Source organism: Nocardioides sp. ChNu-99, from assembly GCF_029493445.1.
Taxonomy (GTDB): Bacteria; Actinomycetota; Actinomycetes; order Propionibacteriales; family Nocardioidaceae; genus Nocardioides.
Genome location: NZ_JAHWBL010000039.1, coordinates 1 through 22,863 on the forward strand (window position 1 = coordinate 1; position 22,863 = coordinate 22,863).

The 22,863-nt window shown below is 74.0% G+C and carries 22 protein-coding genes and 1 pseudogene; 17 read left to right on the forward strand and 6 right to left on the reverse strand.

Annotation, left to right across the window (positions count from 1 at the left end; genetic code table 11):
* The coding region (locus tag KK617_RS13030) for an FGGY family carbohydrate kinase (RefSeq protein WP_277500476.1) at positions 1–1,392 on the reverse strand (1,392 nt) is incomplete at its 3' end.
* An 86-nt stretch (positions 1,393–1,478) separates the two neighbouring features.
* Between KK617_RS13030 and KK617_RS13035 the strand changes: the two genes are divergently transcribed.
* Entirely contained in the window at positions 1,479–2,228 is a 750-nt protein-coding gene (locus tag KK617_RS13035; RefSeq protein WP_277500477.1) for a GntR family transcriptional regulator, read from the forward strand.
* On the opposite strand, the gene KK617_RS13040 is transcribed toward KK617_RS13035, so the two are convergent.
* Positions 2,218–2,883, reverse strand: a complete 666-nt coding sequence (locus KK617_RS13040) for a haloacid dehalogenase-like hydrolase (RefSeq protein WP_277500479.1) — start codon at positions 2,881–2,883, stop codon at positions 2,218–2,220. The two genes, KK617_RS13035 and KK617_RS13040, sit on opposite strands and share 11 nt — an antisense overlap.
* Before the next feature lie 194 nt (positions 2,884–3,077).
* Here KK617_RS13040 and KK617_RS13045 point away from each other — a divergent pair, with 194 nt between their 5' ends.
* The 10 genes and pseudogenes from KK617_RS13045 (at position 3,078) to KK617_RS13090 (ending at position 13,346) form a co-directional block, all read left to right on the forward strand.
* Positions 3,078–4,490: an ethanolamine ammonia-lyase subunit EutB gene (locus KK617_RS13045; RefSeq protein ID WP_277500480.1), complete on the forward strand. Its 1,413-nt coding sequence runs from the start codon at positions 3,078–3,080 to the stop codon at positions 4,488–4,490.
* The gene (eutC, locus tag KK617_RS13050; RefSeq protein WP_277500481.1) at positions 4,487–5,272 is read left to right on the forward strand and encodes an ethanolamine ammonia-lyase subunit EutC; all 786 of its coding nucleotides are present in this window, start codon (positions 4,487–4,489) and stop codon (positions 5,270–5,272) included. Before KK617_RS13045 ends, eutC begins: the two co-directional genes overlap by 4 nt.
* Positions 5,273–5,656: 384 nt before the next feature.
* Positions 5,657–7,219 (forward strand): ABC transporter substrate-binding protein, encoded by a 1,563-nt coding sequence (locus KK617_RS13055; RefSeq protein ID WP_277500482.1) that lies wholly within the window; start codon positions 5,657–5,659, stop codon positions 7,217–7,219.
* Positions 7,220–7,241: 22 nt separating this feature from the next.
* Positions 7,242–8,192 (forward strand): ABC transporter permease, encoded by a 951-nt coding sequence (locus KK617_RS13060; protein ID WP_277500483.1) that lies wholly within the window; start codon positions 7,242–7,244, stop codon positions 8,190–8,192.
* On the forward strand, positions 8,189–9,034 hold the full coding sequence (locus KK617_RS13065) for an ABC transporter permease (RefSeq protein ID WP_277500484.1): 846 nt from the start codon (positions 8,189–8,191) through the stop codon (positions 9,032–9,034). The genes KK617_RS13060 and KK617_RS13065 overlap by 4 nt, the downstream gene beginning before the upstream one ends.
* Positions 9,031–10,360: pseudogene (locus KK617_RS13070) on the forward strand (ABC transporter ATP-binding protein); the annotation flags it as partial. The gene KK617_RS13065 and the pseudogene KK617_RS13070, both read left to right, overlap by 4 nt.
* Positions 10,361–10,375: 15 nt before the next feature.
* Positions 10,376–10,702, forward strand: a complete 327-nt coding sequence (locus KK617_RS13075; protein ID WP_277500508.1) for an ABC transporter ATP-binding protein — start codon at positions 10,376–10,378, stop codon at positions 10,700–10,702.
* Between the two features lies 1 nt (position 10,703).
* Complete coding sequence (locus tag KK617_RS13080) at positions 10,704–11,768, forward strand: LysR family transcriptional regulator (RefSeq protein WP_277500485.1); 1,065 nt, start codon at positions 10,704–10,706, stop codon at positions 11,766–11,768.
* Entirely contained in the window at positions 11,765–12,556 is a 792-nt protein-coding gene (locus KK617_RS13085; protein WP_277500487.1) for a carbon-nitrogen hydrolase family protein, read from the forward strand. Before KK617_RS13080 ends, KK617_RS13085 begins: the two co-directional genes overlap by 4 nt.
* Before the next feature lie 46 nt (positions 12,557–12,602).
* The gene (locus tag KK617_RS13090) at positions 12,603–13,346 is read left to right on the forward strand and encodes an aldolase/citrate lyase family protein (RefSeq protein ID WP_277500488.1); all 744 of its coding nucleotides are present in this window, start codon (positions 12,603–12,605) and stop codon (positions 13,344–13,346) included.
* 54 nt (positions 13,347–13,400) lie between these two features.
* Here KK617_RS13090 and KK617_RS13095 read toward each other — a convergent pair whose 3' ends face one another.
* On the reverse strand, positions 13,401–14,153 hold the full coding sequence (locus tag KK617_RS13095; RefSeq protein ID WP_277500489.1) for a response regulator transcription factor: 753 nt from the start codon (positions 14,151–14,153) through the stop codon (positions 13,401–13,403).
* 119 nt (positions 14,154–14,272) lie between these two features.
* Here KK617_RS13095 and KK617_RS13100 point away from each other — a divergent pair, with 119 nt between their 5' ends.
* Positions 14,273–15,166: an SURF1 family protein gene (locus tag KK617_RS13100; RefSeq protein ID WP_277500490.1), complete on the forward strand. Its 894-nt coding sequence runs from the start codon at positions 14,273–14,275 to the stop codon at positions 15,164–15,166.
* Positions 15,163–15,570, forward strand: coding sequence for a DUF3817 domain-containing protein (locus KK617_RS13105; RefSeq protein ID WP_277500492.1), 408 nt, complete (start codon positions 15,163–15,165; stop codon positions 15,568–15,570). Before KK617_RS13100 ends, KK617_RS13105 begins: the two co-directional genes overlap by 4 nt.
* Positions 15,571–15,669: 99 nt before the next feature.
* On the opposite strand, the gene KK617_RS13110 is transcribed toward KK617_RS13105, so the two are convergent.
* Complete coding sequence (locus KK617_RS13110) at positions 15,670–16,281, reverse strand: hypothetical protein (RefSeq protein WP_277500493.1); 612 nt, start codon at positions 16,279–16,281, stop codon at positions 15,670–15,672.
* A 182-nt stretch (positions 16,282–16,463) separates the two neighbouring features.
* Here KK617_RS13110 and KK617_RS13115 point away from each other — a divergent pair, with 182 nt between their 5' ends.
* The 3 genes from KK617_RS13115 (at position 16,464) to KK617_RS13125 (ending at position 19,329) form a co-directional block, all read left to right on the forward strand.
* Positions 16,464–16,991, forward strand: a complete 528-nt coding sequence (locus KK617_RS13115) for a peptidylprolyl isomerase (protein WP_277500494.1) — start codon at positions 16,464–16,466, stop codon at positions 16,989–16,991.
* The gene (locus tag KK617_RS13120; protein ID WP_277500495.1) at positions 16,988–17,905 is read left to right on the forward strand and encodes a rhomboid family intramembrane serine protease; all 918 of its coding nucleotides are present in this window, start codon (positions 16,988–16,990) and stop codon (positions 17,903–17,905) included. Before KK617_RS13115 ends, KK617_RS13120 begins: the two co-directional genes overlap by 4 nt.
* A gap of 173 nt (positions 17,906–18,078) precedes the next feature.
* Positions 18,079–19,329 carry a S1 family peptidase gene (locus KK617_RS13125; RefSeq protein WP_277500496.1) on the forward strand — a complete coding sequence of 417 codons (1,251 nt, stop codon included), beginning with the start codon at positions 18,079–18,081 and terminating at the stop codon, positions 19,327–19,329.
* A gap of 200 nt (positions 19,330–19,529) precedes the next feature.
* Here the strand turns inward: KK617_RS13125 and KK617_RS13130 are convergent, their stop codons facing one another.
* The gene (locus KK617_RS13130) at positions 19,530–20,177 is read right to left on the reverse strand and encodes a cell division protein CrgA (RefSeq protein WP_277500497.1); all 648 of its coding nucleotides are present in this window, start codon (positions 20,175–20,177) and stop codon (positions 19,530–19,532) included.
* A 62-nt stretch (positions 20,178–20,239) separates the two neighbouring features.
* Between KK617_RS13130 and KK617_RS13135 the strand changes: the two genes are divergently transcribed.
* The gene (locus tag KK617_RS13135) at positions 20,240–21,016 is read left to right on the forward strand and encodes a DUF881 domain-containing protein (RefSeq protein WP_277500498.1); all 777 of its coding nucleotides are present in this window, start codon (positions 20,240–20,242) and stop codon (positions 21,014–21,016) included.
* A 30-nt stretch (positions 21,017–21,046) separates the two neighbouring features.
* Here KK617_RS13135 and pknB read toward each other — a convergent pair whose 3' ends face one another.
* Positions 21,047–22,828, reverse strand: coding sequence for a Stk1 family PASTA domain-containing Ser/Thr kinase (gene pknB / locus KK617_RS13140; RefSeq protein ID WP_277500500.1), 1,782 nt, complete (start codon positions 22,826–22,828; stop codon positions 21,047–21,049).
* Between the last annotated feature and the right edge of the window lie 35 nt (positions 22,829–22,863).

Here is a 22,863-nt window from a genome sequence, read left to right on the forward strand (position 1 = left end):
GGCGCGCTCGGGCGACCAGGCGGGGGTGACGACGGCCCGCGGCTCGCCCGGCGGCAGCGCCGCCGCCGGGGTGAGGGCGGGGTCGAGGGCGAGGCGGGCGGCGACGGCCGCGCCGAGGGCCGTGGCGTGGGCGGACGGGTGGACCTCGACGGGCACCTGCGCGCGGTCGGCGAGGGCCTGCAGCAGCACGCGGGAGCGGGTGAGACCCCCGTCGACCCGCAGCCGGTCCACGGCGGCGCCGTCGCGGCGTACCAGCTCGAGCAGGTGCACCACCGACGCCGCGACGCCCTCGACGACGGCCCGCACCACCTCGCCCCGCCCGGTGCCGAGCCGCAGGCCGGTCAGCGATGCCGTCGCACCCGGCTGCCACCACGGGGCGGCGAGCCCCGTGAGCGCCGGCACGAACTGCACCCCGCCCGCGTCGGGCGCGGCCACGGCGTCGACCTCCGCAGCCCCGGCGAGCACGCCCAGCCCCGCGAGCCAGTCGACCGCCGACGCGGCCGTGTAGACCTGCCCGTCGAGGCAGAAGCGGGTCTCGTCGCGCAGCCGCCAGGCGGGGCAGGTCACGAGACCGCCGGCCGAGGCGACGGGCGCGGTGCCGGTCTGCACGAGGAGGAAGGCGCCGGTGCCGAAGGTGCACTTGGCGGCGCCGGCCTCCCAGCCGCCCTGGGCGAGCAGCGCGGCCTGCTGGTCGACGACGAGACCGGTCACGGCGAGCGGCGGGCCGAAGACCTCGGTGGTGCCGACGACGTCGTCGCTGGCGACGATGGCCGGCAGCGGCTCGTCGGCCAGGTCGAACAGGGCGAGCAGCTCGGCGTCCCACGCCGCGGGCTCGGCGAGCGTCGTCAGGAGCGAGCGGCCGGCCGTCGAGACGTCGGTGACGAAGGCCCCGCAGAGCCGGTGGACCAGCCACGTGTCGGTGGTGGTCACGACGCCCTCGGTCGTCCGGTGCTCGCGCAGCCACCGCAGCCACCGCAGCTTCGGGGCGGAGAAGTAGGGGTCGAGCACGAGGCCGGTACGACGCGCGACCTCGTCGCCGTGCCCCCGCGCCCGGAGGTCGTCGGTGATCGGGGCGGCGCGGCGGTCCTGCCAGACGACGGCCGCCGTCAGCGGTCGACCCGTGGCCCGGTCCCAGGCCAGGACCGTCTCGCCCTGGTTGGCCAGCGCGACCGCGGCGACAGCGCCGTCGGGCAGCGCTGCGTCGGCGAGCGCGCGCCGACCGGTGGTGACGACCGCCGACCACAGCACCTCGGGGTCGTGCTCGACGCCCCCGCCGGGCAGGTGCTGCGGCGGGTGGGCGACCTCGGCGGCGGCCAGCACGGCGCCCTCGGGGTCGACGACGACGGACTTCGTGCCGGACGTGCCTTGGTCGATCGCGAGCACGTGGTGCACGGGCGTCTCCGGGGTCAGCTGGGCGGGTCGTTGGTATATACCATGCGCCCTAGGCCATGGCCGGCGCAAGTGCTACGTTGCCGACCGTGCCCCCACGACCCCCGTCGCGGCCTGCGCCGCGGCCCGCACCCCGGCCCGCGCCCCGGTACGTCGGCATCGCCGACGAGCTGCGCAGCCGGATCGTGCGGGAGGAGCTGGCGCCCCACACGCTGCTGCCCTCGGAGCGCGAGCTGGGGGAGACCCTCGGGGTGTCGCGGATGACCGCCCGCCAGGCGCTGACGGTGCTGGCGAACGAGGGCTACGTCTACCGCCGCCCCCCGCGCGGCACGTTCGTGGCCGAGAAGCGGCACGTCTTCCGCGTCGGCTCCTTCAGCCGCGAGGTCGAGCGGGGCGGCCGGGTGCCGACCGCCGTCGTGCTGAGCGCGACCGTCGCCGAGGCCGACGTCGAGACCGCCGCGGCGCTGGGCGTCGACGTCGGCGCCCCCGTGCACCTCGTGCGGCGCCGACGCAGCGCCGACCGCGACGCCATCGCGCTGGAGTCCTCCGCCTTCCCCGTCGCGCTCACGCCCGGACTGCTCGAGCGCGACCTCACCGGATCGCTGTGGGAGCTGCTCGCCGAGGCCTACGACATCGTCGTCACCACCACCCGGGCCACGCTCGCCTCCGTCGTGCTCGACGACGAGTCGTGCGCGCTGCTCGACGCGGTGGCGGCGACGCCGGGCACGCGTCTGGTGCGCGCCGCGCTGGACGCCGACGGACGCTGCGTCGAGCTCGCCCGCGACCTCTACCGCTCCGACCGGGCGGTCTTTGAGGTGGAGGCCGACGTCACCAGGTGAGCACCTCGACGTCCGGCCACCGCAGCCGGGCGGCCGCCACGACGGGGCGCCGCGCGTTGACGAGGTGCCGGTGGCGCGCCCGCTCGAGCAGCGGGAAGTCGGAGGCGGCGTCGGTGTAGGCGTGGTCCCACGCCGTGATCCCGGCCGCCGCGGCCCGCACGACCTTGTGCGCGCCGTACGTGTGGTCGGTCAGCAACGACCCGCCGATCCCGCCCGCGATGCGGGAGGCGACGACCCGCACCTCGGCGAGGCCCAGCGCGTCGAGGAAGGCCCGCACCGTCACGGCCAGTCCCGCCGACACCACCGTCACGTCGCCCTCGGCGAGGTGCGCGCGCATCACGTCCACGGCCGCGTCGACCCGCCAGGCGGGGTCGGCGGCCAGCTCCGCGCCCAGGCGCCAGGCCGCCTCCTCGACGTCGGCCCGCCGGGAGCCGACCAGCGCGGCCCGCACGACGAGGAGGGACGCGGGAGCCCGCAGCGGGGGCGCGACGGAGGTGACGGCGTACCCCACCAGCGGCCCGGCCGCCACCGGCAGCAGCCACGGCCGGGCGCGCAGCCGACGGCGCAGCAGCTCGACGGTGGAGTCGTGACGCACGACGACCCCGTCGAAGTCGAGGACGGCGTGGGGACGGACGGCGGGGTCGGGCGACGGCACCCGCAGACCGTACGACGCACCCCGCCCCTCCCGTTCGTGGTAGCAGCGCTGCGGAATGTCTGGCGCTGCTACCACGAGAGCCCGGCGCCCCTCCATAAGCCCGGCGCCCCCGCGCGCATGGATCCGCGCATGGTGCGCGCCCGGACGGCCGCGTGTAACACGCGGGTGACGCGGCGCGCCTACCGTCCGGGAGCGTGACCGTGTTCCGACAGACCCTCGGGTCGACGACCTACCGCTTCGACCACCTGGTCGAGCTCATGGCGAAGGCGTCGCCGCGCCGCTCCGGCGACGAGCTCGCGGGCTGCGCCGCCGCGACCGACGCCGAGCGCGCGGCCGCCCAGTGGGCGCTCGCCGACGTGCCGCTCGACCTCTTCCTCACCGAGCTGCTCGTGCCCGCCGAGACCGACGACGTCACCCGTCTCGTCCTGGAGCAGCACGACGCCGCGGCCTTCGCCGCGATCTCCCACCTCACCGTGGGCGGCCTGCGCGACTGGCTGCTCGACGTCGTCACGCTGCCCGACGCCGCGGAGCGGCTCGCCGCCGTGCGCTGGGCGCTCACGCCCGAGATGGTGGCGGCGGTCAGCAAGCTGATGCGCAACCAGGACCTCGTGCGGGTGGCGCGGGCGGTCGAGGTGGTCACCGCGTTCCGCACCACGATCGGCCTGCCGGGGCGCCTGTCCACGCGCCTGCAGCCCAACCACCCCACCGACGACCCGCGCGGCATCACCGCCGCCACCCTCGACGGGCTGCTGCTCGGCGCGGGCGACGCGGTCATCGGCATCAACCCGGCCACCGACTCCCCGCAGGCGGTCACCGACCTGCTCCACCTGCTCGACGACGTGCGCCGGCGCTACGACATCCCCACCCAGTCGTGCGTGCTCACCCACGTCACGACGGCCATCGGGCTCATGGAGGCCGGGGCGCCCGTCGACCTCGTCTTCCAGTCGATCGCCGGCACCCAGGGCGCCAACGAGGGCTTCGGCGTCACGCTGTCGATGCTCGCCGAGGCGAACGAGGCCGGGAAGGCGCTGGGGCGCGGCACGGTGGGATCGAACGTCATGTACTTCGAGACGGGCCAGGGCTCAGCGCTGAGCGCCGGGGCCCACCTCGGCACCGGCGGTCGCCCGGTCGACCAGCAGACCCTGGAGACCCGCGCGTACGCCGTCGCCCGCGCCTTCGACCCCCTCCTCGTCAACACCGTCGTCGGGTTCATCGGCCCGGAGTACCTGTACGACGGCAAGCAGGTCGTGCGTGCCGGGCTGGAGGACCACTTCTGCGCCAAGCTGCTGGGCCTGCAGATGGGCGCCGACGTCTGCTACACCAATCACACCGAGGCCGACTCCGACGACATGGACGTGCTGCTGACGATGCTGGCCGCCGCCCGCGTCGGCTTCGTCATCTGCGTGCCGGGCGCCGACGACGTGATGCTCGGCTACCAGAGCCTGTCGTTCCACGACGCCCTCTACGCCCGGGAGGTGGTGGGCGCCCGCCCGGCGCCCGAGTTCGAGGCCTGGCTGTCACGGGTGGGGCTGATGTCGCCGGAGGGGCGGGTGCTGCCCGTGGACCCGCGCACCTCCGCGCTGCGCACCCTGGGGGCCGGCGCATGAGCGACGAGGACTTCTGGGCGGCGATGCGTCGCACGACGGCGTCCCGCATCGGGCTGGGCCGCACCGGCGACACCGTCGCGCTGCGCGACGTGCTCGCCTTCCGCGCCGCCCACGCCCAGGCCCGCGACGCCGTGCACGTGCCGGTCGACGTCGCGGCGCTGAGCGCCGACCTGGAGGCGCGCGGCCTGGGCACGCCGTACGTCGTGCGCAGCCGCGCCGGGGACCGGGGGGAGTACCTGCGGCGCCCCGACCTCGGTCGCGAGCCCCTCGACCTCTCGGCGCTGCCCGCAGCGGCGGAGGGGGAGGGGCCCGACATCGGCGTCGTGCTGGCCGACGGCCTGTCGGGCCAGGCGCTCACCGACCACGCGCCCGCGCTCGTGGCGGCCCTGCGCGCGACCCTGCCGTCGTCCCTCACCTGGGCGCCCCTCGTGGTGGCCACCGACGCCCGGGTCGCCCTCGGCGACCACGTCGGCGCGCGGATGGGCGTGGGCACCCTGCTCGTCGTCATCGGCGAGCGCCCGGGCCTGTCGGTGCCCAGCAGCCTGGGCGTCTACCTCACCCACCGGCCGCGGCCGGGGCGGCGGGACTCCGAGCGCAACTGCGTCTCCAACGTGCACCCGCCCGACGGCCTCGACCACGGTACGGCGGCCCGCGTCGTCGCCGCGCTCGTGACGGGTGCGCGCGCCCTGGGGGAGTCGGGGGTCCGGCTCAAGGACACCTCGGGTGCCCTCGCCGGGGGGCCCGGTGGCGTGCCCGACGCCCCCGCGGTGTCCGAGAACTGAGACGAGCACCGCCCGACGGCCCCCGCCGACGCCCTTCCACGGTGTCGGCGGGGGCCGTCGCACGCGGTCGTCGTGGCCTGGGTCACAGGCGCGCGGCCCTCAGTCGGGCGAGACCTGGATCACATCGCTGACCAGCGGAATCGCCTCCTGACGACCTCGCGAGCGACCCGGATCGCACCCGCCGTGACGCCGGCGTTGCCCTCGTGTCACCGGCGCATTACATAAGCGATCACCTATGTTGCTGGTCAACAGACGTATTAGACACGCATGTTGTCGCTCGCGCAGGATCCTCTCCGACCCCCCGCCTGACACTCGGATCGAGGCGGAACGCGTTCGGTACCGGCCGGCCCCCGCGGCCGGCCGGGACACCTCGAGAGGACCCCCATGCGCACCTCCACCACCACGCGCCTCCGTGCCGCCGCACGTCCCCGTGTCGCGGCGCTGACGGCCGCCGCCGTCGCCTCGCTGACCCTGGCCGCCTGCGGCGGCGGGAGCAGCTCCGCGAGCGAGAGCACCCTGCGCTTCGGCCTGTCGGCCGAGCCCGTCACCCTGACGACGGGCGTCTGGCAGGGCTCCGCGACCAACTTCGTGCTGACCCTCGTCCACCGCGGGCTCATGACGCTCGACGAGTCGGGCGAGCTCGTGCCCGGCCTCGCCGAGTCGGTCGAGACGCCCGACCCCACGACGTACGTCTTCACCCTCCACGAGGGCCTGACGTTCTCCGACGGCTCGCCGCTGACGGCGCAGAACGTGAAGAGCTCGCTGGAGTACTACGCGGACCCCGAGTCCGGCTCCACGCTCATCGCGGGCCTGCAGGACATCGCCGAGATCACCGCCGACAGCGACACCCAGGTCACCATCACGCTCGCCGCGCCCAACAACGCGTTCCTCGAGTACCTCGCGGTCCCGACCGCCGCGATCGTCCCCGACGCCAGCCTCAACGCCGACACGCCCAACAACGTCGGCGCCGGCCCGTTCGTCCTCGAGGACAGCCAGGCGGGCGTCGGCATGACGCTGGCGAAGTTCGACGACTACTACGACGCCGAGGACGTGGCGCTCGAGGAGATCGACGTCTCCTACTACGCCGACGGCGACGCCCGCGCCAACGCGCTCGTGAGCGGCGACGTCGACATGATCGACTACGTCACCTGGGAGAACTTCGACCGCGTCGGCGACACCGACGGCGTCGAGCTCGCCGCCCAGCCCGGCCCGTTCCAGTACGTGCAGTTCAACACCGTCGAGGGCCCCTTCGCCGACCCGCTGGTGCGCGAGGCCGTCGCCCACGCGATCAACCGCGACAACGCCCTGACCGCCGCCTTCCAGAGCAACGGCGAGCCGCTCTACGGCGTCGTGATGCCCGAGGACCCCGCGCTCGAGGGCGTCGGCGACGACCTGTGGAGCTACGACCCCGACCGGGCGAAGGAGCTGCTGGCCGAGGCCGGCTACCCCGACGGCTTCTCCGCCACGCTGCTCGCCACCTCGCAGTACACGTTCCTCCAGGACACCGCGCTGTCGGTGCAGCAGGACCTGCAGGCCATCGGCATCGACGTCACCCTCGACGCCCCCGACTGGTCGGGCCGCCTGGAGAAGGGCGCGGCCGGCGACTACGACCTCGCCGTCTCCGGCGACGTCGGCATCGTGACGAACCCGTCGTACCTGCTCGGCCACGTGCAGGGCCCGGACAACTTCAACCGCAGCTTCGGCTACCAGAACCCCGAGATCGCGGCGGCGCTGACCGACGGCCTGCGCGCCACCGACGACGCGGCCCGCGTGGCGGCGTACGAGGAGGCGTTCTCGATCTTCGCCACCGACGTGCCGTTCGCGACCATCGACACCCGCGACCAGGCCTGGGCCCACAGCGACGACGTCGAGGGCTTCGCCAACCTGCCGGGCTTCCACACGTTCTTCAGCGGCTACACGCTGGCGAACACCTCCATCGAGCGCTGAGCGACGCCGGAGAGGGACGACCGTGTTCTCGTACGTGCTGCGCAGGATCGGGGTGGGCGCCGGCCTGGTGCTCCTGGTCCTGACGCTCATCTTCCTGGCCCTGCACCTGGTGCCCGGCGACCCCGCGATGCTGCTGCTCTCCCAGGGTGACGGCGCGTCCGTCACCCCGGAGGCGGTCGCCCGGGTCCGGACCCAGCTCGGCCTCGACGAGCCGCTGCTCACGCAGTACTGGCAGTTCCTCTCCGGCGCGCTCACCGGCGACCTCGGCGAGTCGTTCCGCAACCAGCAGGCGGTCTCCGAGGCCATCGGCGAGCGTCTGCCGCGCACGCTGGAGCTCGTCGGCCTCGCGACGCTCATCGCGGTCGTCGTCGGCGTGCCGTGGGGCGCGCTGGCGGCCCGCAAGGGCGGCTGGTTCGACTCGCTGACCTCGGTGCTCACCTCCATCGGCGTCGCCCTGCCGGTCTTCGTGTTCGGCTCGGTGCTCATCCTCGTCTTCGCGCTGAACCTGGGTTGGCTGCCCGCCGGCGGCTTCGCCGAGTGGGGCGAGGACCCGGGCCGCCACGCCCAGGTGCTCGTGCTGCCGGCCATCGCCCTGGCGGTGGGCTTCGCCTCCACGGTGGCGCGGATGACCCGCTCCGCGGTGCTCGAGATGCTCCACCAGGACTGGGTGCGCACGGCCCGCTCGCTCGGCCTGTCGCGCCGGGCGGTGTTCCGCCGCTACGTGCTGCGCAACTCCCTGACCCCCGTGGTGACGACGGTGGGCATCGGCGTCGGCACGCTGCTGGGCTCGACCGTGCTCGTCGAGCGGGTCTTCAACTACCCGGGGCTCTCGAGCCTGCTGGTCGAGGCCGTCACCGCCCGCGACTACCCGGTCGTGCAGGGCATCGTCATCACGATCGCCGTCCTGTTCGTGTCCATCAACATCCTCGTCGACGTGCTCTACGGCGTGCTCGACCCGAGAGTGAGGCGATGAGGGTGCTGACCCGTCTCCGTCACGCGCTGAGCCCCCTGCGGGCCGTCGCCCTGGCCTACGTCGGCCTCATGCTGCTCGTGCTCCTGCTCGCCCCGGTGATCTCACCGCACGACCCGCTGACCCAGGACGTCGCGAACCGGCTGCAGTCGCCGGGTCTCGGCACCCACCTGCTCGGCACCGACGAGCTGGGCCGCGACATCCTCAGCCGCGTCGTGCACGGCGCCCGCGTCGAGCTGCTCATCGCGCTCGGCGCCACGCTCCTCGCGATGGTCCTCGGCACCCTGCTCGGCCTGCTGGGCGGCTACTTCGGCGGCCTCGTCGAGGTCCTCACCATGCGCGTGCTCGTCGACGTGCTGCTCGCCTTCCCGCCGATCATCCTGGTGCTGCTCGCGGTGACGCTGCGCGGCCCCGGTACGGCGACGCTCATCGTCGCGATGGGTGTGCTGTTCGCGCCCACCTTCGCCCGCATCGCGTACGGCCAGGTCATCTCGGTGAAGCGGCTGGAGTACGTCGAGGCCGCCACCGCGTTCGGCGCCCCGACCCGCACCCGGCTGCTCGGCGTGATCCTGCCGAACATCTCCGCGCCCCTCATCGTGCAGGTCTCGCTCACCATCGCCACGGCGATCCTGCTCGAGTCCGGTCTCAGCTACCTGGGCCTGGGGGTCGTGCCGCCGACCCCGTCGTGGGGCTCGATGGTGGCCCAGGGCCAGCGCTACCTGTCCAGCGACCCCCACGTCCTGCTCGTGCCCGGCGCCTTCGTCGTGCTCACCATCCTGGCCTTCGGCCTGGTCGGCGACGCGCTGCGCTCGGGGCTCGACCCGAAGTCGAGGAACCAGCGATGACCCAGCCCGTGCTCGAGAAGACCCCGACGACCACCGCGCTGCTCGAGATCTCCGACGTCAGCGTCGAGTTCGGCGGCCCGAAGCGGTTCACGGCCGTCACCCACGGCATCAGCTTCTCCGTCGCCCCCGGCGAGACGGTCGCGCTCGTCGGCGAGTCCGGCTCCGGCAAGTCGGTGACCGCCATGGCGGTGCTCGACCTGCTGCCGGAGGGCGCCCGCCGTACCGGCTCGATCCGGCTCGCCGGCGAGGAGCTGGTGGGCGCGTCGGAGCGGCGGATGCGGGAGGTGCGCGGCAACGACGTGGCCGTGATCTTCCAGGAGCCCATGACGGCGCTCAACCCCGTCTACACGATCGGCCACCACCTGGTGGAGGCCATCCGCAGCCACCGCGACGTCGACAAGGCCGCCGCCCGGGAGCGGGCCGTCGAGCTGCTGCGCCAGGTGCACATGCCCGACCCCGAGGTGAAGGTCGGCCACTACCCCCACCAGCTCTCCGGCGGGCAGCGGCAGCGGGCGATGATCGCCATGGCGATGGCCTCGGAGCCCCAGCTGCTCATCGCCGACGAGCCGACCACGGCGCTCGACGTCACGGTGCAGGCCGAGATCCTCGACCTCGTGCGCGAGCTGCAGCAGCGCACCGGCATGAGCGTCCTCGTCATCACCCACGACATGGGCGTCGTCGCCGACGTCGCCGACCGCGTCGTCGTGATGCGCGACGGCCGGGTCGTCGAGGAGGCGCCCGCCGTCGAGCTGTTCGCCCGCCCCCGCCACGAGTACACGCGGGCGCTCCTCGACGCCGTCCCCCGCCTCGGGTCGGGTACGACGAGCTCCGCCGTCGTCGACCGCGACGCCACCCCGGTGCTCGAGCTGTCCGGGGTCGCCATCGAGTACCCCGGCTCGTTCCGCCGGTCCGGCTTCCGGGCGGGTCACGACCTCGACATCCGCGTCGCGCCCGGCGAGATCGTGGGCCTGGTCGGCGAGTCCGGATCGGGCAAGTCGACGATCGGGCGCCTCGCCATGGGCCTCCTGCCCGTCGCGGAGGGCCGGATGAGCATCGCCGGGCGCGACGTGAGCGCCGGCGGCAAGGCCGACCTGCGCCACGTCCGCGAGCACGTGTCGATGGTCTTCCAGGACCCCGCGTCCTCGCTCGACCCCCGGCGCACCATCGGCCAGGTGGTCACCGACCCGCTGCGCTGGACCGGGAAGCTCACCGACCGCAAGGCCTGCCGCCTGCGGGCCGAGGAGCTGCTCGACCAGGTCCGGCTGCCCGAAGGCGTGGGTCGACCGCTACCCCCACGAGCTCTCCGGCGGCCAGCGCCAGCGGGTCGGCATCGCCCGGGCGATGGCGACGAACCCCCGCCTCCTGGTGGCCGACGAGCCCACCTCGGCGCTCGACGTCTCGGTGCAGGCCGCGGTGCTCGACCTCTTCTCGGACCTGCAGCGCGAGTTCGGCTTCTCCTGCCTCTTCATCACCCACGACCTCTCGGTCGTGGAGCAGCTCGCCACCTCCGTGGTGGTGCTGCGCAGCGGCCGGGTGGTCGAGCAGGGCACCACGGCGCGGGTGCTGGACGCCCCGCAGGAGGACTACACGCGCCGGCTCATCGCCGCCGCCCCCGTCCCCGACCCCGAGCTGCAGGCCCGTCGTCGCTCCGAGCGGCTGGCCGGCTGACGTGGAGACCCGACGCCTCGAGATGTACGTGTCGCTCGTCGACGCGCAGAGCTTCCGCACGGCTGCGGACGCCCTCTTCATCAGCCAGCCCGCCCTCAGCCAGCAGATCATCCGCCTGGAGACGGACCTCGGCATCCAGCTGCTCGACCGCTCCACCCGGCCGTTCACCGTCACGGCGGCGGGCCGCGAGTTCTACATCCGCTGCCGCGCGGTGCTCGAGCACGTGAAGGACCTCGAGGGGCTCCTCGGGGAGATGCACGCCGGCGAGCTGGGGCGGGTGCGGGTCGCCATGGCCCACTCGCTCGTCTTCGGCCACCTGCCGAGCGTCATCAAGGAGTACCGCGACGCCTCGCCGCAGGTCGACGTGCCCATCACCTACTCCACCACCGCGCAGATCGTCGAGGAGCTCGAGGGCGGCCGCCAGGACGTCGCCGTCCTCCTGACCGAGCACACCGACAAGGGCTTCACGAGCCGCGAGCTCTTCCGCGAGCCGTACCTCGTGGCGCTGCCCGACGACCACCGGCTCGCCGCGCAGGACGAGGTCTCGGTCGCCGACCTGCGTCACGAGCGGATCATCACAATCCCGCGGCACTCGGCGCCCGAGAACCACGACGCCCTCGTCGTGGCCTGCATGAAGGCCGGGTTCAGCCCCCGCGGCCCCATCGCGGCGGGCTCGTACCTCGACCACATCGGCATGGTCTCGGCCGGCTCGGGCGTGGCGTTCCTGCCCCGGTCGCTGACGACGATGCAGATGCCGAACGTGGTCTACCGCCCGCTCGTGGCGCCGAGCATCCCGACGGTGGTGTCGCTGTCGTGGCACCCCGACCGCGTCACGCCGGCCGTCGCGAAGTTCATCGAGCACGTGTGCCTCGCCTACCGCCGGCCCGCGGACGCGAGCCGGCCGTGGCTGCCGGCGTACCAGGACCAGCTGGCCCGCACCCGGGCCGGCGCCCCCCACCAGGACCAGACCGACCCCCAGCCCGACCCCCAGCCCGACCCCCAGCACGACCCCCAGCACGACCCCCAGCACGACCCCCAGCAGCAGAGAGAGGACGTCACCCAGTGAAGATCGCGCTGTGCCAGATGCGCTCCAGCGAGGACAAGGCCGCCAACCTGGCCGAGATGCGCCGGCTCGCGGAGATCGCCGTGGCCCGCGGCGCTGAGCTGCTCGTCTACCCCGAGTGGGCCATGTACGAGCTGCCGGACCTCTCGCGCGCCTTCGTCGACAACGCCGAGCCGCTCGACGGCCCGTTCGCGGGCCAGGTCGGCCAGCTCGCGAAGGAGCACGGCGTCACCGTCGTGTTCGGCCTCGTCGAGACCTCGCCCGACCCCGACCGGGCCTACAACGCGCTGCTCGTGCTCGGACCCGACGGCGAGCGCGTCGCGGCGTACCGCAAGCAGCACCTCTACGACGCGTTCGGGTTCAAGGAGTCGGACTTCATCTGCCCCGGTGAGCTCGACGCCCCGGAGACGTTCGCCGTCGGCGGGGTCGAGGTCGGCATGCTGACCTGCTACGACCTCCGCTTCCCGGAGGCGTCGCGCCGCGTCGTGGACGCCGGCGCGCAGGTGGTGCTCTACCCGGCGTCGTGGGTGCCGGGGCCGCGCAAGGAGTTCCACTGGAAGACGCTGCTGCTGGCCCGCGCCATCGAGAACACGGTGTTCGTCGCGGGCGTCTCCCAGGCCCCGCCGCTCGGCATCGGCTCCGCCCTGGCCGTCGACCCGATGGGCTCGACGATCGCCGAGCTGGCGGAGGCGATCGACGTCGCCGTCTTCGAGGTCGACCCCGGCCGCACCGAGGTCGTGCGCGCCAGCAACCCCAGCCTCGCCAACCGCCGCTACCGGCTCGACGCCTGAGCGTCCGGCCCGCCCCGACCGACCCTCCGAGAGGACATCCCCACCCATGACCACGACCCCGCAGCTGGGCGCCTGGCTCTCCGACTCCAACACCGCCGTCGCGGAGATCGTGGCGAAGCTCGGCTACGACTTCGTCATCCTCGACATCGAGCACGGACCGTTCGACCTCGAGACGCTCGAGCGCTTCCTGCCGCTGCTCAAGGGCCTCGGCCTCACCGTGCTCGCCAAGGTGCTCGTGCCCGAGCGTGGCCCGATCCAGCAGGCGCTCGACTTCGGTGCGGACGGCGTGATCATCCCGCACGTCGAGAGCCTGGAGCACGCGAAGCTCGTCACGAGCTACGCCAAGTTCCCCCCGCTCGGCGACCGCAGCGCCGCCGGCGGCCGCACGGTGCAGTACGGCGGGTTCTCCGACGAGTGGTACCGCAACGCCGACGCCACCACCCTGTGCTTCCCGATGGTCGAGGACGCGGGCGCGTTCGACGACGTCGAGGCGATCCTGGCGCTCGACACCGTCGACGGCGTCTTCATCGGCCCGACGGACCTGTCGCTGCGCCGTGGCCGCGGCTCCTACACGCGCAGCGAGGAGGACTTCGCCGACATCGCCCACGTCGCGAAGTGCGCCGAGGTCGCGGGCAAGCCGTGGATCCTGCCCGCCTGGTCGGAGGCCGAGAAGAAGCTGGCCGCCGAGCACGGCGCGAGCTACATCGCGCTGCAGATGGTGCACGAGGCTGTCGTGCAGGGCTTCACCGCGCCCAAGCAGCTGATGGAGGGCATCCTCGGGCGGTCCTGACCCGCAGGACGACGGCGGGCGGGGGACGGACGGTCCCCCGCCCGCCGTCGTGCGTCAGACGGCCCCGCCCATGCGGTAGCCGACGCCCCGCACGGTGTGGATGAGGCCGCGGTCGCCCGAGGCCTGGGTGAGCTTGCGGCGCAGGTTGCCGATGTGGACCTCGACGAGGTGGGCGTCGCCGACCCAGTCGTTGCCCCACACGGTGCGCAGCAGCGCCTCGCGGGTCCACACGCGCGCCGGGGTGCGCATGAGGTGGGTGAGCAGGTCGAACTCGGTGCGCGTGAGGTCGACCTCCTCGTCGAGCACGAACGCGCGGCGCCCGTCGACGTCGATCGCGACGGGACCGTGGCGCAGGACCTCGTGGTCCGCGGGGACGGGCGCCCCACCGAGCACGACGGTCTCGACGGCGCTCGCGGGCGTCGCGTCCTCCACGACGGGGATCGCTCCGCTGCCGCTGCCGCTGCGGGGACGGCGGAACATCGCGGTCACCCGGGCCTGCAGCTCACGCGGGCTGAACGGCTTGACGAGGAAGTCGTCGGCGCCGGTCTGCAGGGCCATGAGGCGGTCCACCTCGTCCTGGCGCGCGGAGACGACGATCAGGTAGGCGTCGGAGAACTCGCGGACGCGGCGGCACACCTCCAGCCCGTCGATGCCGGGCAGGCCCAGGTCGAGGGTGATGAGGTCGGGCTCCCACTCCCGCGCGAGCTGCAACCCGTCGCGGCCGGTGGCCGCGGTGCGGATCACGAACCCCTGCGCCGAGAGGGTCAGGTCGATGAGCGAGCGGATGTCCGCATCGTCCTCCACCACGAGGGCACGACGGTCCGGGCTCCCGTCGCCCGCCACTCCTGGTTCCACAAGGGGTGATTCTTGCAGATGAACCCCTACCGGCGCGGGAGGACCGGCTGCTGGGTCCGTACTCTGGTGGAGTGTCCGGCCGTTCCGTCCCCCCCGCGCTGCGCGCGCGGGTGCTGCCGGTGCACCTGCTGGGCCTCGCGGCGGTCTCCGTGGCGACGGGCCTCGGACTCTGGCAGCACGACGCCTGGCAGGCCCACCGCGAGCTCGCCGCTCGCGAGGTGACGCAGCGCGAGCCCGTCGCCCTCGACGACGTGCTCGACCCCGGCACCCCGTTCCCCGGCTCGGACGTCGGCGTCCCCGTCACGGTGACGGGCACCTGGCAGGACGGCACGACGTTCCTCGTCTCCGACCGCGAGCGCGACGGCGTCGACGGCTGGTGGGTGGTGACGCCCGTCGCCACCGACGACGGCGACGGCGCCGTGCTCCCCCTCGTGCGCGGCTGGACCGACGACGCCGACGCGCTGCCCGCGGAGCCGAGCGGCGCCGTACGGGCCGTCGCTTGGCTGCAGCCCGGCGAGGGCACGGGGGCCACCGACGACGACCCCACCGACCGCGTGCTGCCCCAGCTGCGGATGGCGGACGTCGTGCGGTTCGTGGACGCGAGCCTCTACGACGGGTACGGCGTCGTCGACGCCACCGGCGAGATCCCGCTGGCCGAGGCCGCGCCGGCGCCCGAGAACACCGGCACGGACGGCCTAGCCGCGGTCGGGCCCGAGGAGGTGCCGTCGGTCGCCGGCGACACCGGACTGCGCAACCTGCTCTACGCGGTCGAGTGGTGGATCTTCGCCCTCTTCGCCGCCTTCGTGTGGTGGCGCTTCGTCAAGGACGAGGTCGATCGCGCCGCGGGCCGCACGGTGGGCCTCGTGCCCTCCGGCGCCGCCCCCGACGGTCAGCCCGGCGCGGAGCCGTCGGGGGAGGACCGGGACCGGGAGACGGCGACCCGGGCAGTACCGTCGAGCCCGTGAGAGGAACCCTGCTCCGCTACCGCGTCATGGCGACGATCGTCGGTGTCCTGCTGGTCGTGCTGATCCTCGTCGGCGTGCCGCTGGCGAACTTCGACGGCACCGAGATGTGGGGCTTCGTGCCCAGCACGCCCGCCTGGGTGACGCCCGGCTCGGGTGCCCAGGAGATCGGCGAGGCCATCACGCACCAGCTCGGCGTCGCGCACGGCTGGCTCTACATGATCTTCCTCGTCACGGCCTTCCTGCTGGCCCGCAAGGCGCTGTGGGAGCCCGGCTTCACCGTGCTCGTGCTGCTGTGCGGCACGGTCCCGCTGCTGTCGTTCTGGGCCGAGCACAAGGCGACGGCGCGCGTGAAGAAGGAGTACGCCGCCGAGCTCGCCGCCCCGCGCGGCGCGCCCGCGGCGTAGGCCGTCGTACTCCCCCCACCGCGCCGCCGTACCCCCGGACGCAGGACGGCGCCCGGCCTGCCGGAGCAGGACGGGCGCCGTTCGTCGTGCGGGGGAGCCTCAGGCGCGGTCGTCGTTGATGTCGACGACCTCGAGCGGCTCGTCCGGCGTGGTCGCCCGGTGGGGGGCCTCGCCGGCGTCGGCGAGCGCCTCGTCGGGCGAGGCACCCGCACCCTCCTGACCCGTGGTCGCCGGGGGAGCCGGCGGCGGGGGCGGGGTGTAGGTCGACTGCCAGTTGTCGCTGCCCGAGCCGGACAGCTTCTTCGCCACGACCGTGGCGCCACCGGCGACGAGCAGGAGGAGCACCAGGTTGCGCAGGCGGTGCTTCTTCTTCGGCGGGTCGGACTGGAGCGCGGCGACCTTGACCTCGGCGGCCTGCAGGCCGGCGAGCGCCTTGGCGGCCGCGAGGTCGCGGCCCTCGTCGAGCTTGGCCTTGCCCTTGGCCACGTGCGGGGCCGCGGCAGCGGCAGCGGCCGCCGCCGTGGTGGCGGCCTTCGCCTTGCCGGCGGTCACGTGGGGAGCCGCCTTCTCGCGGGCGTCGGCGATGACCGGGGCCGACTTCTCCTTGGCCGTGGTGACGGCGGCCTCGAGCTGCGGGCGCAGGGTGTCGGCGAAGTCGCTCGCCTGGTCCTTCGCCTGCTCCAGGAACGTCTTCTTCTTGCGGAAGCCCATCTGGTTCCTTCCTCTCGTCGCGTGTGGCCTTCATTCGACCATGCCGTGGCAAGCGGTGTCGCGGGACACCGCACGAGGGGGCCGGTACCCCGTCGTACCCCTCGGGGAACCATTGGCCGTGCGTGCGAGGATTCCCGGGGCGGCACGCGACCGTGCCGGCTCGACCCGATCGAAAGGCTGACATGGCTGACCTCAAGGCCACGCTGAAGACGAACCGCGGCGACATCGTGATCACGCTGTTCCCGAACCACGCGCCCAAGACGGTCGACAACTTCGTCGGTCTCGCGGAGGGCACGAAGGAGTTCTCCGACGACGCCGGCCGCAGCGGCGTGAAGTACTACGACGGCCTCGGCTTCCACCGGGTCATCGAGAACTTCATGATCCAGGGCGGTTGCCCGCTGGGCACCGGCACCGGCGGCCCCGGCTACACCTTCGACGACGAGATCCACCCCGAGCTCGTCTTCGACAAGCCCTACCTCCTCGCGATGGCGAACGCCGGCACGCGCATGGGCAAGGGCACGAACGGCTCGCAGTTCTTCATCACGGTGGACCGCACGCCGTGGCTGAACCGCAAGCACACCATCTTCGGCGAGGTGGCCGACCAGGCCTCGCGCGACGTCGTCGACGCCATCGGCACCACGCCGACCGCGGCGGGCGACCGCCCCGTCGAGCCGGTGGTCATCGAGTCCGTGGAGATCACCCGGTCGTGAGCTCGCCCCTCCCGGCCGGGGTGCCGGTCTGCTACCGCCACCCCGGCCGGGAGACGCACATCTCGTGCCAGCGCTGCGGGCGCCCCATCTGCCCCGAGTGCATGAACGACGCCGCCGTCGGCTTCCACTGCCCGGCCTGCGTGGCCGAGGGCCGCCGTACCGTGCGGGCCCCCACGACGCCGTACGGCGGCACCCGCCCCGGCAACCCCGCCCTCACCTCGATCGCGCTCGTCGTGGTCAACGTCGGCGTCTTCGTGGCCCTGCTGGCCACCGGCGGGATCGACGGCACGCTCGGCCGGCTGCTGACGCTCACCCCGCGCGGCGTGTGCGAGGCCGGCGACGGGCGCTTCTTCCCCGGCGTCTCGGTCGCGGCCGCGTGCCCCGGCACCTGGGTCGACGGCGTCGCCAGCGGCGCCTGGTGGCAGCTGGTGACCAGCGGGTTCGCGCACGTCGCGCCGCTGCACCTCGCCTTCAACATGCTGGCGCTCTACTTCCTCGGCCCCCAGGTCGAGCAGGTGATGGGACGGGCGCGGTTCCTCGCCCTGTACGTCGTGTCCCTGCTCGCCGGGTCCGTCGCCGTGCTGTGGCTGGCGGAGCCCTACTCCTCGACGCTCGGTGCCTCGGGCGCGGTCTTCGGCCTCATGGGGGCGCTGCTCCTGCTGATGCTCCGCCTGCGCGCCGACCCGCGCCCGCTCGCCGCGTGGCTGGCCATCAACGTGCTCATCACCGTCGCCGCCGGCAACGGCATCTCCTGGCAGGGCCACCTCGGCGGCTTCCTCGGCGGGGTCGCGGCCGCCGCCGTCATCGTCCTCGCCCCCCGCGTACGACGCGCCTGGTGGCAGGCCGCGGGCCTCCTGCTCGTCGTCGCCGCGCTGCTGGGCCTGGTGGCGCTCCGCGTCGCTGAGCTCGCCTGAGGCCGCGCCGACGGGCGGGTGACGCGACCGCCGCCCCCGGGGTGGCGGCGTACCTGCAGGTTCGTGCAGTGCGAAGACCTGCCCCGCGCGAGGGGGTCCGCCCGGTCGTGCGCCCCTTTACCTTTCTCTCCTCCGCTGCGGCTCCGCAGCACTCTCGGGAGAGGAACACCCCCATGCACGCACGTCCCCGCGCCCGCGCGCTCGGGCTGCTGGTCGCCGCCGGCGCCCTGGCCGTCCCCGCCGCCCTCGGCGTCCCCGCCACCGCCAGCCCGACGACCGCCGACGACGCCCTGACGCCGCGCGCGGCCGCGCCCGCCCCCGTCGCGGCCGCGGTGGTGACGCCGCGCTTCGACGCCGCGGAGGTCGCCCTCATGGCGCGCACCAGCGGCCGCACCGTCGCCCAGCAGGAGGCCCTGCTCGAGCGGCAGGCGGCCTCGAACAACACGCTGGCGCGGCTGCGGGCGGCGGGGCACGACTTCGACGGCGAGTTCCTCGACGGCAGCGGCCGACTCGTCGTGCGCGCCGCGAGCGCCTCGGCCGACGCCCGGGCAGCCCGCGCGGCCGGCGCCGTCGTGGCCCCCGCGGCCCACGGGGAGGAGGAGCTGCGGGCGCTGCAGGACCGCTTCGCCGCGGCCGACCTGACGGGCGTCTCCTCCCTCGAGGTGGACCTGCCGGGCGACCGGCTCGTGGTGGGCCGCTCGGGCGCGACCTCGCCCGAGGTCGAGGCGCTGGTCGCGCGGCACGCCGACGCCGTGCGGGTCGTGGAGACCCCGGCGCTGTCGGCCCAGCTGACCGTGCGCGGCGGGGACGCCGTCTACACCTCGTCGGGCGGGCGCTGCTCGGCCGGCTTCCCGGCGCGGGACTCCGCCGGCGCGCGCTACATGATCTGGGCGGGCCACTGCAACGAGGGCGGCGGCTCCTTCACCTCGGGCGGCAGCCGCATCGGCGTCTCCGCGGGCTCCGCGTTCACCAGCTACGACGGGCTCCCCGACCGCGACATCGGGGCCCTGCGCATCGACGCGGAGGACACGGTCGCCCGCACGGTCAACCCGTACGGCTCGGGCCGCAACCTCGACGCCCTCTCCGGCGCCTCCAAGCCGGCCGTCGGCACGCAGCTGTGCAAGTCGGGCTCCACGACGGGCGTGACCTGCGGCCAGGTCGCCAGCTACGGCAACACGGTGACCTACTCCGACGCCCAGGGCCGCACCGTGGCCCAGGTCAGCGGCCTCATGCGCTCCACCGTCTGCACCGAGGGCGGTGACTCGGGCGGAACCTACACCGCAGGCGGCTACGCGGTCGGCCTCACCTCGGGCGGGCCGAGCACGCAGCGCTGCACCTACAACGGCGGCTTCGAGAGCGGGAAGTCCTCCTACGTGCAGCCCGTCACCGACGCCCTGGCCTACTACGGCCTCACCTACGGCTGAGCGGGCCGCACCGGGTGGCCGCCACCCGGCGCACGGAATGACACACGTGTAGTTCTCCACAGGGTTTATCCACAGTGTGGAGAACCACCACGGTGGGATTCACCGGGAAGGTCCGGCAGGTCCCGGCACCCCCCGGAACGACGACGGACGCCGACCCCTCGGGGCGGCGTCCGTCGTGGTGTCCCAGGCGGGGAGCGGGCTCACTCCCACTTGGTGGCGTAGGAGAAGCCCACGGCCATGAAGGCGATGCCGACGACCAGGTTCCACTGGCCGAGGGCGCCGAGCACCCAGATGTCGGTGATGCTGTCGGCGAAGAGGTAGAACGTGCAGATCCACAGCAGGCCGATGCCGAAGCACGCGAGCATGCCGACGACCACGCCGTTGCCGCGGCCCAGCGGCGTCGAGCGGTGGGCGCCGATGACGAGGCCGAGCAGGATGGCGCCGAACCCGATGGCGTAGTTCCACAAGTCGAGGTCGTAGACCCAGCGCCGCGGCCCCTCGGTGACGAACGTGCCGTCCTCCTGGGGGACGCGGTAGCCCGACCACTCGGCCGGCGGGTTGGCGCCGAGCGAGCGCCAGGTGAGCACGACGTACGCGATGCCCGCGACGACCAGCGCCACCATCAGCACGAAGCGCGGCGTGATGAGCCGCTCGGTCCGGACGTCGAGCCCGGCGAGGTCGTCGCGCGGACGGGCGCCGCGGCCGAGCCGGCCCAGGCGGGTCACGGCCTCGTCGCCGTCACCGCCGGAGCGGCGCTTCGCGGCGCGCGTGGCACCCGACGCCCGGGCGGCGGCCTTCGCCGGGTCGCCCGACGTGCCGGCCTTCTTCTCGGGCTCGGACTTGCTCACGACTTCTCCTCGACGCAGACGGGGCGGTGCAGGTTCGCACGCCGCGGGCTAGCGTAGTGGTCGTGTCGAGCAGCCCTGACCCGAGCCCTGACGCCCCGGCGTCCCCGCGGGCGGGGGGCCGCGGCGCCTGGCGGTGGGGTACGCCGGTCGTCCTGCTGCTGAGCGGCGGCCTGTTCGTGGCGAGCGCGCTGAGCAGCGACGGCACCGACCTGCGCCCGGGCCGCTACCGCGACCTCTCCTCCGTCGTCCAGGCGGAGGGCGCCCAGGCCGAGGCGCTGACCGCCCGCGTCAACGAGCTGAACGAGGAGATCGCCCGGCTCTCGGAGGGCCTCGGTGACGGCGACGTCGACGACCGGGCCGCCGAGGCCGAGCGCCTGCGCGGCCCGGCGGGCCTGACCGCGACCTCCGGCGAGGGCCTGACGGTGACGCTGAGCGACAGCCCGGAGTCGGTGCGGGAGGCCGCGGCCGGCGTGGACGCCAACCTCTTCGTCGTGCACCAGCAGGACATCCAGAGCGTCGTCAACGCCCTGTGGGCCGGGGGCGCCGAGGCCATCACCATCCAGGGCCAGCGCATCATCAGCACGACCGGCATCAAGTGCGAGGGCAACGCGATCCTGCTGCAGGGCATCCCGTACCCCCAGCCCTACGAGATCTCCGCCATCGGCGACGTCGACGACCTGCGCCTGGCGCTGGACGACGATCCCCAGGTGGAGGACTACCGCGAGTACGCCGCGAACCCCGCCGTCGCCCTCGGCTGGGACCTCGAGGAGGAGTCCTCCCTCGAGGCGCCGGAGTACCAGGGTCTCCTCGACCTCGACCACGCCCAGCCCCTGACCTGACGGCGGGCGCAGCGGCCCGCCGTACCGGCGTCAGGGGAGCAGGCCGCCCAGCCCCGGGTCCGTGGGCTCGCCCGTCGGCGGCTGCGTGGTCGGCGGGGTGGTCGTCGGCGGCGGCGTCGCAGGCGCGACGTAGTCGTTGTAGAAGAACACCACCGGGCTGTCCTGCGGCAGCGTGCGGCCGTCGGCGACGGGGATCTGGCGCAGCACCTCGCCGGGCGCGCGGCTCGGGTCGGTCTGCGCGACCGCCTCGGGCCGGAAGCCGGCCTCGATGATGGCCTGCTCCGCCTGGCCCTTCTGCAGGCCCTCGACGTCCGGCACCGCCACGGGCCCGCGCGACACCGACAGCGTCACGGTCGTCGTCGTCGGGTCGTACATCCCGCCGTCCCCGCCCTGCGGCTCCATCGCCACGACCGTGTCGGCGGGCGCGTCGTTGTCGACGTCCTGCCGCCGGACGGTGAAGCCCAGGTCCTGCAGCTGGGCCGACGCCCGGTCGAAGGGGTCGTTGACGACGTCGGGGATGGCGATCGTGGCCGGGCCCGACGAGACCGTCAGGGTCACCTCGGTGTCGGCCGGCTCGTAGGTGTCGCCCGGCGGGTCCTGGGCGATGACGGTGCCCTCGGGCTCGTCGCTGTTCTCCTGACGGCTCTGGTCGGCGACCGTGAAGCCGGCGTCGGCGAGCTCGGCGCGCGCCTCGTCCTCGGCCATCGACACCACGTTCGGCACCCGCAGGTCCTCCGGCGGGTCCTCGAAGAGGTCCGTGGTCGCGGCGACGTAGACGGCGACGCCGACGAGCAGGGCGAGCAGCACGGCGATCGCGGCGACCCAGGGTCCCTTGCGGGGGCCCCGCTCCTCCTCGACCTCGTCGGGAGTACGGCGGGTGGGCGGCGCCGCGGCGACCGCCCCGACGGGCACACCGGTCGCCTCGTCGGGCTCGTCGCTGATCGCCGGCGCCTGCACCGGGCGGCCGGCGAGGTAGCGCTCGATGTCGCTGCGCATGGCCGCCGCGCTCTGGTAGCGGTCCTCGACGCGCTTCGCGAGGGACTTCATGACGATCTGGTCGATCTCGGGCGCGAGCGAGGGGTCGATCTCCGACGGGCGCGCCGCCTGCTCCCGCACGTGCTGGTAGGCCACCGCCACCGGGCTGTCGCCGACGAAGGGCGGGCGTCCGGTCAGCAGCTCGTAGACGAGGCAGCCGGCCGAGTAGACGTCGGACCGCGAGTCGACGGTCTCGCCGCGCGCCTGCTCGGGGGAGAGGTACTGGGCCGTGCCGACCACGGCGGCGGTCTGCGTCATCGTCGAGGACGCCTCGGAGACGGCGCGGGCGATGCCGAAGTCCATCACCTTGACGTCGCCGCTGGGGGTCAGCATGACGTTCCCCGGCTTGATGTCGCGGTGGATGATGCCCGCGCGGTGGCTGTAGTCGAGGGCGGACAGCACGCCGCTCGTGATCTCGAGCGCACGCTCGGGCAGGATCTTGCGGCCCTCGCGCAGCACGTCGCGCAGCGTGCGGCCGGCGACGAACTCCATGACGATGTAGGGCTGGGCGATGCCGTCGGGCGACATCTCCTCGCCGGTGTCGTAGACGGCGACGATGGAGGGGTGGTTGAGCGAGGCCGACGACTGGGCCTCCCGCCGGAAGCGGGCCTGGAAGGTGGCGTCGCTGGCGAGGTCGGTGCGCAGCCGCTTGACCGCCACGACCCGGCCCAGACGGGTGTCGGTGCCCTTGCGGACCTCCGCCATCCCGCCCCGGCCCAGCAGCCCGCCGAGCTCGTAGCGCCCGCCCACCAGGGTGGGGCTCTCCGCGTCGGTCATCCCTCTCCCTCCGTGCCCGCCGTCGGCGGGTGGCC